Here is a 9,382-nt window from a genome sequence, read left to right on the forward strand (position 1 = left end):
GCTGGTCTGCAACCAGCGCGAGGCGCCGGCCATGTTCAAGTCCGAGGGCACGTACTACCTGCTGACGTCCGGCGCGACCGGCTGGGATCCGAACCCGGCGCACTACGCGACCTCGCAGAACATCCTCGGTCAGTTCACCGATCGGGGCGTACCGCTCACCGGGTCGGGTGCGGCGACGACGTACGGGTCGCAGAGCACGAACGTGGTCACGGTCGATGCCAAGCAGAACAAGTTCCTGTTCATGGCGGATCGCTGGACGCCGAGCGATCTCGCGAACTCGCCGTACGTGTGGACGCCGATGAGCTTCGGCGAGGGCGGATCGTTGACCATCGGACCGGACGCCGAGTGGTCGTTGGGCGATCTGACGCCGTACACGCGGTGGACTGTGACGAGCACCATCCCGGACCACGTCTGGCTCAACGACACCAGCAGCCTGCCCGCTGTGGTCACGGTGACGACCGCCCGGGGTGCCCAACAGGTCGCCGTCACCTGGGACCCAGCTAGCGTCGCGCAACCCGGCCCGGGGAACCTGCGCGGCACACTCGCCGACGGGCGCACGTTCACCCGCCCGATCGTTGTCATCCCCCACAATCTCCGGTACGCCGTGAACGCCGGCGGCACCGCCACGCCCGACTGGACCACCCTCACCACCGCGGCCGGCCCTCTCCTCAACTCAACCCCCGAGCAACCACTCGGCACCGACCCCACCACCGGCACCACCTGGGGCTACACCGGCGCCAGCGCACCGTCCGGCACCGGCAACCTCTACACCACGCTCCGCTACGCCAAGAACCACGAGCCGCTCGCCTACACCTTCGGCGGCCTCGAACCCGGCACGTACACAGTCGACGCCGGCTACTACGACCCCTGGCCCTGGGCCAACCGCGCCGCCCAGGTGACGATCAACAATCAGATCGTCGACAACCAACGCCTCTTCACCGCGACGGGCGTAGCCGCGTCCTACGGCGGCATCCAGGTCGGTGCCGACGGCAAGGTGACGGTCACGATCACCCCCTCCCGCTCCCCCGACATCCAAATCAGCTGGCTGATGGTGTCCCGCGACAGCTAGTCCGTCAGCAGCTCGACAGTACGTATACGTCCACTGCACCCGACCCGACCGGGCGCTCAGGCGTGCCGGAGCCGAGTACTGGAGACATACGTACTGTCGAGCGGCCGATCCCTATGCTGATCTCATGTCGAACCAGGCCAGGCCGTCGCGGCGCGGAGTCAAGGGGCATCCGAAGTCGGGGCCCTCGATCGGTGATGTGGCGCGCTTGGCCGGGGTCTCGGCGCAGACCGTGTCGCGGGTGTCCACCGGTGCGGAGCCGGTTCGGCCGGAGACGAAGGAGCGTGTGCTGGATGCCATGCGGCAGCTCGGATACGCTCCGAACCACGCCGCCCGGGCGCTCCGCCGCGGGAACTTCCGGTCGATCGGGCTGATCGCGCACCAGGTGATCCGCACCGGGGAGTCGAAGACCATCGAGGCGGTCATCGAGGCGGCCCGCCGGGAGGGGTACTCGGTCAGCCTGGTCGACGTGGAGACGCCGTCGTCGAGCGACGTCAGCGACGCCGTCCAGCAGCTCAACCACCAGGCGATCGACGGCCTGATCATCATCCGCGCCGAGACCGCCACGCCGACCGCGCTCGCACTCCCGCCGACGCTTCCGGTCGCGGTTTCGGACTCGCGGTTCGTCGGGCACCACCCGGCGATCGGCGCCGACCAGGCCGGCGGCAGCAGGGCCGCCGTACAGCATCTGCTCGATCTCGGGCACAGGACGGTGCACCATCTCGCGGGGCCGGACGACTCCGGGCCCGCCGATCTGCGGGCGACCGCCTGGCGGCAGACGCTCGAGCAGGCCGGCCGCAGGGTGCCGGCGATCCTGCGCGGCGGCTGGTCCGCGGACTCCGGGTACGAGCTAGGCAAGGTGCTCGCCAAACGCAAGGACGTGACCGCGGTGTTCGCCGCGAACGACGAGATGGCGTGCGGACTGATCCACGCACTCCATGAGGCCGGCCGCGCCGTACCGCAGGACGTGAGCGTCGTCGGCTTCGACGACATCGACCTGGCCGCGCACTTCTGGCCGCCGCTGACCACCGTCCGCCAGCAGTTCCAGCAGATCGGTAACGAGCTGGTCGAGCTGATCCTCCGGCAACTCCGGCAGCGCGCCCCGCTGACCGACTTCCACGGCACCGTGGCCGCCCCGCTGATCGTCCGCGAGAGCACCGCCGCGCCGCGCAAGCGCCGCTGACCGTCCGCCGGCGGCACCTCCGGCTGATTTCCCCGTCCCACGCCTCTGGACATGTTCACGTAAACAAGCTAGCGTCCGCGTCAGATGTTTGCGTAAACAGAATCAAACAGAAACGGAGGTCGACGGACATGGCGGAGTCCGTGGCCCACCAGCGGGTGGTGGTCAAACCTGCGACCCGGCGGAAGCGGGCCTCGAAGGACGGCAAGGGGTGGTTGTTCGTCGGGCCGTTCCTGGCGGTGTTCGCGTTGACGTTCCTGGCGCCGATCGGGTACGCGATCTATCTGAGCCTCTACCGGGAGCAGGCGTTCTTCGGCGGCAAGGTGTTCGTTGGCCTGGGCAACTACAGCGAGGCGCTGCAGGACCCGAAGTTCTGGGAGGCGTTCGGCCGGGTGGCGATCTTCCTGGCCGTCCAGGTGCCGGTGATGCTGGTCCTGGCGTTGCTCGCGGCGCTCGCGATCGACAGCGCGCGGCTGCACGCGGCCGGGTTCTTCCGGATCGTGATCTTCCTTCCGTACGCCGTACCGGGCGTCGTCGCGGTGCTGATGTGGGGCTACGTCTACGGCGACAACTTCGGCCTCGCGGCGAACCTCAACGACCTGCTCGGTACGGCGCTGAAGCCGTTGAGCGGCGGCTGGATGCTGCCCTCGATCGCGAACATCGTCACCTGGGAGTTCGTCGGCTACAACATGCTGATCTTCTTCTCGGCACTGCGCACGGTCCCCGGCGAGCTGTACGAGGCGGCCGCGATCGACGGCGCGAACACGTTCCGGACCATCCTCGCGGTGAAACTGCCGGCGCTGCGCGGCGCGATCGTGATCGCGACGATCTTCTCGATCATCGGCAGCTTCCAGCTCTTCAACGAGCCGAACATCCTGCGCACGCTGGCGCCGAACGTGATCAACACCTACTACACGCCGAACATGTACGCCTACAACCTCTCGTTCGCCGGCCAGCAGTTCAACTACTCCGCCACCGTCGCGATCGTGATGGGCATCATCACCGCGATCATCGCGTACGTCGTCCAGCTCCGCGGCTCCCGGGAGGCGCTGTGAAAACCAAGCGCTCGAAGGTACTGACCGGCGTGATGGTCCTCTACCTGCTCTACACGATCGTCCCGCTCGTCTGGTTGTTGCTCAGCGCAACCAAGACCCAGGACGACCTGTTGTCCACCCCCGGCCTGTGGTTCGGCAGGAGCTTCGCGTTCTTCGCCAACATCAAGGACACCCTGACGTACGACGGCGGCATCTTCCTGCAGTGGCTCGGAAACACCGTCCTGTACGTCGTGGTCGGCGCCGGCGGGGCGACCCTGCTCGCGACCGCGGCCGGGTACGGGCTGGCGAAGTACAAGTTCACCGGCCGCCGCGCGGTGTTCGCCGTACTCCTCGGAGCCGTCGCGGTACCGGGCACCGCGCTCGCCGTACCGACGTTCCTGATGTTCTCCAACCTCGGTCTCACCAACACCGTCTGGGCGATCATCATCCCGTCGCTGGTCAGCCCGTTCGGCCTGTACCTGATGTGGGTCTACTCCGCCGACGCGGTACCGCCGGAACTGCTCGAAGCCGCCCGGATCGACGGCGCCGGCGAGGTCCGCACGTTCTTCACCGTCGCCCTGCGATTGCTTGCCCCCGGCATCGTCACCACCTTGCTGTTCGCGATGGTCTCGACCTGGAACAACTACTTCCTGCCGCTGATCATGCTCAGCAAACCCAACCTCTACCCACTCACCGTCGGGCTCACCCAATGGAGCAACCAGGCGACCGGAGTGGGCGCCCGCCCCATCTACAACCTGGTGATCACCGGATCGTTGCTCACGATCGTCCCGTTGGTGATCGCCTTCCTCCTTCTCCAGCGCTTCTGGCAGTCAGGCCTGAGCGCCGGCAGTGTGAAGTGAAAGGAAACAGCATGAAGTCACACCTTCGTGGCCTCCGGCGGCTGGTGGTCGCCGGAACCGCACTGACGGCGCTGGCCGTGGTCGCGGCGTGCGGCGGCGGGTCGTCCAACAGCAGCACGAGCAACAGCGCGAGCGGCGGCACGACCACCGGTACGGCGGACGCGGTCGACGCGGCGTTGAAGGCGGGCGGCGAGCTCACCTACTGGAGCTGGACGCCGTCGGCACCGGCGCAGGTCGCCGCGTTCATGAAGCAGTACCCGAACGTCAAGGTGAACCTGGTCAACGCCGGCACCGGCAACGACCAGTACACCAAGCTGCAGAACGTGATCAAGGCCGGCTCGGGCGGCCCGGACGTGGCGCAGGTCGAGTACCAGGCGCTCCCCCAGTTCGCGCTGCCGGGCTCGCTGGTCGACCTGAACCAGTACGGGTTCTCGCAGTACGAGTCGTCGTACACGGCCTCCACCTGGTCCTCGGTGCACGCGGGCAGCGGGCTGTACGGGCTGCCGCAGGACTCCGGCCCGATGGCCCTGTTCTACAACAAGGAGGTCTTCACGAAGTACGGCATCGCCGTACCGAAGACCTGGGACGAGTACGTCGCCGCCGCGAAGAAGCTGCACGCCGCGAACCCGAAGGCCCACATCACCAACGACTCCGGCGACGCCGGGTTCACCACCAGCATGATCTGGCAGGCCGGCGGCAAGCCGTTCAAGACCGACGGCAAGAACGTCACGATCAACCTGGCCGACGACGGCTCGAAGAAGTGGACGTCGACCTGGAACCAGCTCGTCACCGGCGGCCTGGTCTCGAACATCCCGGGCTGGACCGACGAGTGGTTCAAGGCGCTCGGCGACGGTACGATCGCCACCCTCGCGACCGGCGCCTGGATGCCCGGCGTGATGGAGTCCTCGGTCAAGGCCGGCGCCGGCAAGTGGGCGGTCGCGCCGCTGCCGACGTACGACGGTCAGCCCGCGACCGCGGAGAACGGCGGGAGCACCGAATCCGTCCTCAAGCAGAGCAAGAACCCGGCGCTCGCGGCGGCCTTCGTCCGCTGGCTGAACCACGACGAGGGCGTGAAGCCGTTCCTCGCCAGCGGCGGATTCCCCGCCACCACGGCCGACCTGAAGGATCCCGCGTTCGTCGACAAGCCGAGCGCATACTTCGGCGGCCAGAAGATCAACCAGGTGCTGACCGGTGCGGCCGGGAACGTCGTGAAGGGCTGGAGCTACCTGCCCTACGAGCTCTACGCGAACAGCATCTACGGCGACACCGTCGGCAAGGCGTACCAGTCCAAGTCCGACCTGAACACCGGCCTGAAGGCGTGGCAGGATGCCCTGGTTTCGTATGGTAACCAGCAGGGCTTCCAGGTGAACGGCTGACCAGGCCCCGAGAGAAACGAGATCCCGTGCCCGACTTCGCGATCGGCGAGTCCGACTTCTTGCTGGACGGCCGCCCGTTCCAGATCATCTCCGGTGCGCTGCATTACTTCCGGGTGCACCCGGAACGCTGGGCCGACCGCATCGCGAAGGCGCGGCAGATGGGGCTCAACACGATCGAGACCTACGTCCCGTGGAACCTGCACAGCCCGCGGCCCGGTGAGTTCGACACCACCGGGATCCTCGACCTCGGCCGCTTCCTGCGTGAAGTGGCCGCGGCGGGGATGTACGCGATCGTCCGGCCCGGGCCGTACATCTGCGCCGAGCTGGACAACGGCGGTCTGCCTCCGTGGTTGCTACGCACCGCCGGCGTCGGCGTACGGCGGTTCGAGCCGCAGTTCATGGCCGCGGTGACGTCGTACCTGCAGGACGTACTGGCGATCGTCCGGCCGCTGCAGGTCGACGCTGATGGGCCGGTGCTGCTCGTACAGGTCGAGAACGAGTACGGCGCCTTCGGTGACGACCAGACGTACCTGAAGGCGCTCGCCGAGGTGATCCGTACCGGTACCAGCGTCCCGCTCGTCACGGTCGACCAGCCGACCGACGAGATGCTCAGCGCGGGCGGGCTGGACGAGGTACTGCGGACCGGGTCGTTCGGGTCCCGCGTCCCGGCGCGGCTGGAGACGCTGCGCAAGCACCAGCCGACCGGGCCGTTGATGTGCATGGAGTTCTGGGACGGGTGGTTCGACTACTGGGGCGGGCGGCATCACACGACGTCGGCGGCCGACGCGGCGGCCGAGCTCGACGCGTTGCTCGCCGCCGGAGCCTCGGTGAACATCTACATGTTCCACGGCGGGACGAACTTCGGGCTGACCAGCGGCGCGAACGACAAGGGCGTGTACCGCGCGACCGTGACGTCGTACGACTACGACGCGCCGCTCGACGAGGCGGGTCATCCGACCGAGAAGTACTTCGCCTTCCGGGACGTGATCTCGCGGTATGCGCCGGTGCCCTCCTCGTTGCCCTCCGCGGCGCCTGCCGCGCCCGAGTTCAACGTTGCATTGGCGGATCCGGTCGGGCTGCTCGCCGGTCCGGGCGGGACGTGGTCTTCGCATGATCAGTTGCCTTCGCTGGACGACCTCGACGCCCGGCTGGCGATCTTCCGGACCGAACTGCGGCACGGCGGCCCGGCGGCGCTGACGTTCGGCGAGGTCCGCGACCGGGTCCAGGTGTTCCTGGACGGAGCGCCGGTCGGCGTACTAGAACGGGAACGGCACGAGCGCACGATCATGCTCCCGCACACCCGCGGCCGGCTCGAACTGGTCGTCGAGGACATGGGACGGGTCAACTACGGCCCGCGCATCGGCGAGCCGAAAGGCCTGATCGGTCCGGTCCAGCTGGCCGGGGCCGAGCTCCACGGCTGGTCCGCATGCGCCATCGACCTGGACCACCTCCCGCGACTGTGGCAGTCCGCCGGCTCGACCCCGACCACGATCGGCACCGGCCCGACCGCCTGGCGCGCCACCTTCTCGACCGACGGCCGCTCCGACCTGTTCCTCCGGACCGATGCCTGGGGCAAGGGTTTCGCCTGGATCAACGGCTTCTGCCTGGGCCGGTACTGGCGCCGCGGCCCGCAGCAGACGCTCTACGTCCCCGCGCCCGTACTCGTTGACGGCCCCAACGACCTCGTCGTACTCGAACTGGAAACCCTCGACGCCCCGACCGCCACCTTCACCGCCGGCCCCCGGCTCGGCCACACCGACCTGTAGTGGCCCGCCTGCTCGTGGCCGGATGGTGCTCTAGTGGAGCACCTGCTGCTCGGCGGGGTGACGCTCTAGTGGAGCACCTGCTGCTCGGCGGGGTGATGGTCTAGTGGAGCATCTGCTGCTCGGTGGGGTGATGGTCTAGTGGCACTGCTGCTGCTTGGTGGGGTGGTGCTGCTCGGGGCGTTCGTGCAGTGGCTGACCGGCATGGGTTTCGCGCTCGTGTCGGTACCGGCCCTGGTGATCATCCTCGGCCCGGCGGACGGCGTCACCTTCGCGAACTGCGCGGCCGGCGTCGTGTGCCTCCTCGGCCTGGCCCGCGGCTGGCGGTACGTACGCCTGCGCGCGATGATCCCCCTGGTCCTCGCCGCCGCCTGCACCGCACCCCTCGGCGCCTGGTTCGCCCGGGTCCTGCCCGCGCCGATCCTGCTGATCACGATGGGCACGCTGGTCACGCTCACCGCCGTACTCCTGCTCAGCGGCCTCCGCATCCGCTCCCTCAGAGGCCTCCCCGGCGCCCTCACCGCCGGCGCCACCGGCGGCTTCATGAACACCGCCGCCGGCCTGGGCGGCCCACCCGTCTCCCTGTACGCCGTCAACGCCGGCTGGACGATCCGCGAGTTCGTCCCGAACGCCCTGTTCTACGGCGCCACCGTCAACCTCTTCTCCCTCCTCACCCGCGGCATCCCACCCCTGACCAGCCTCCAATGGCTGACCACCGCGGCCGCCCTCCCCCTAGGCGCCACCCTCGGCGCCCTCCTCACCCCCCGAATCCCCAACCCCACCGCCCGAACCCTCGTCCTCCTCCTAGCCACCACCGGCGGCCTCCTCACCACAGCCAAAGGCCTCAGCGCTCTTTGAATCCATCACCGCGCGGTGTTGCCAAGCGCGCTCGTGCCTCCGCAAGCCGAATCCGGTCCTTCTCATCCAATTCAGCCAAAGTCGCGGCATCGATCGCGAAGGGAGGCTGTGCCAGCCGGTCGGCAATGTCCAGATAGAGCAGCGGGCCGATGGGAAGCTCGATCCCACCCTGGCCTTCCCAGAACTCACCGCCACGCTCGAAGACCTGCACCATCGGCTCATACGGATCGTCCAACTCTGGGAACCGCTCCTGAGGACGGTCGCCCAGCGACACCCAGCGAAACATGTCGGTCACGACCTTGCGGACCAACGGCTGCAACTCATGCCCGATCGCGCCCTCCAGCCGCTCCAGCCAGACCGGGTCGGTCCCGACCGCCGGATCGAACGCCAGCGCGATGTCGGCGAACGGCCAGCGCTCCGTCACCCCCAACGCGTTCGCCCAAACCGCATTGCGTCGAAAGAACTCGTTCGCCAACCGCCCGCGCGACAGGTAGTTGAGCTCCTCCGCCTCTTCGTCGTCCCACCTACCCGCCACCAGCCGAGCCAACAGCCGCTCAGAAGCCACCGCATCCGTCACAGTCCCAAACCTTCCCTAGCGACGGTGGAGTGGGCGACCCTCAGGCAGCCGGCCACGCTCACTCCTTGTGGGTATCCGGATTCCCGGAATGCCGGAGCGACGACTCTCCGCTTTCCTGCGCTTGCTGTGCGACCCGGGCTCGTACCCTCTCGAGTTCGATCCGGTCCTGCTCGTCCAACTCGGCCAACGTCGCAGCATCGATCGGGATCGGCGCCTGCGCCAACCGGTCGCCGAGGCTGCCGTAGACCACCCCGGCGATAGGAAGCTCGATCCCGGCCTGACCGTTCCAGAACTCGCCCCCGCGCTCGAAGACCTGCACCATCGGCTCGTACGGATCATCGAACTCGGGGAAGCGCTCGTACGGCCGATGCCCCAACGACACCCATCGGAACATGTCCGTCACAACCTTGCGAACCAACGGATTGTCCAGTTCGTGTCCGCTGTCGGCCTCGAGGCGCTCCACCCAGGCTGGATCAGTCTCGACCGACGGGTCGAACGCCAACGCAATGTTCGAGAACGGCCAGCGTTCCGTAATCCCCAGCGCATTCGCCCAGACCGCCTTGCGCCGAAAGAACTCGCTGGCCAACTGCCGTCGTGACGTCTCATGCCGTTGCTCGGCCTCGTCGTCGCCCCACTTGGCCTTGACCAGCCGCGCAAGCAGTCGCTCG

At 68.0% G+C, this 9,382-nt stretch carries 9 protein-coding genes; 7 read left to right on the top strand and 2 right to left on the bottom strand.

The features are described from left to right. The 7 genes from VFF46_RS39320 to VFF46_RS39350 form a co-directional block, all read left to right on the top strand. Positions 1-1,069, top strand: a 1,069-nt coding sequence (locus VFF46_RS39320) for a hypothetical protein (RefSeq protein WP_325042372.1), incomplete at its 5' end; no start/stop codon positions are given. Between the two features lie 124 nt (positions 1,070-1,193). Beyond that, entirely contained in the window at positions 1,194-2,249 is a 1,056-nt protein-coding gene (locus tag VFF46_RS39325; protein WP_325042373.1) for a LacI family DNA-binding transcriptional regulator, read from the top strand. 128 nt (positions 2,250-2,377) lie between these two features. Then, positions 2,378-3,301 (top strand): sugar ABC transporter permease, encoded by a 924-nt coding sequence (locus VFF46_RS39330; protein ID WP_325042374.1) that lies wholly within the window; start codon positions 2,378-2,380, stop codon positions 3,299-3,301. Further along, positions 3,298-4,140, top strand: coding sequence for a carbohydrate ABC transporter permease (locus VFF46_RS39335; RefSeq protein WP_325042375.1), 843 nt, complete (start codon positions 3,298-3,300; stop codon positions 4,138-4,140). The genes VFF46_RS39330 and VFF46_RS39335 overlap by 4 nt, the downstream gene beginning before the upstream one ends. A gap of 11 nt (positions 4,141-4,151) precedes the next feature. Then, a complete protein-coding gene (locus VFF46_RS39340; RefSeq protein WP_325042376.1) occupies positions 4,152-5,516 on the top strand; it encodes a sugar ABC transporter substrate-binding protein in 1,365 nt (454 codons plus the stop codon). A gap of 26 nt (positions 5,517-5,542) precedes the next feature. Further along, entirely contained in the window at positions 5,543-7,282 is a 1,740-nt protein-coding gene (locus VFF46_RS39345; RefSeq protein WP_325042377.1) for a beta-galactosidase family protein, read from the top strand. Positions 7,283-7,420: 138 nt separating this feature from the next. Continuing rightward, positions 7,421-8,137 (top strand): sulfite exporter TauE/SafE family protein, encoded by a 717-nt coding sequence (locus VFF46_RS39350; protein WP_325042378.1) that lies wholly within the window; start codon positions 7,421-7,423, stop codon positions 8,135-8,137. On the opposite strand, the gene VFF46_RS39355 is transcribed toward VFF46_RS39350, so the two are convergent. Continuing rightward, positions 8,124-8,714 (bottom strand): hypothetical protein, encoded by a 591-nt coding sequence (locus VFF46_RS39355; RefSeq protein ID WP_325042379.1) that lies wholly within the window; start codon positions 8,712-8,714, stop codon positions 8,124-8,126. The two genes, VFF46_RS39350 and VFF46_RS39355, sit on opposite strands and share 14 nt — an antisense overlap. Before the next feature lie 58 nt (positions 8,715-8,772). Then, the coding region (locus VFF46_RS39360; protein WP_325042380.1) for a hypothetical protein at positions 8,773-9,382 on the bottom strand (610 nt) is incomplete at its 5' end.

It is taken from the genome of Kribbella sp. (assembly GCF_035655035.1).
In the GTDB taxonomy this organism is placed as follows: domain Bacteria; phylum Actinomycetota; class Actinomycetes; order Propionibacteriales; family Kribbellaceae; genus Kribbella.

Excerpts from the sequence above, each read along its gene's own strand:
- VFF46_RS39325 (WP_325042373.1), top strand. The coding sequence starts at position 1,194 with ATGTCGAACCAGGCCAGGCCGTCGCGGCGCGGAGTCAAGGGGCATCCG.
- VFF46_RS39330 (WP_325042374.1), top strand. The coding sequence starts at position 2,378 with ATGGCGGAGTCCGTGGCCCACCAGCGGGTGGTGGTCAAACCTGCGACC.
- VFF46_RS39340 (WP_325042376.1), top strand. The coding sequence starts at position 4,152 with ATGAAGTCACACCTTCGTGGCCTCCGGCGGCTGGTGGTCGCCGGAACC.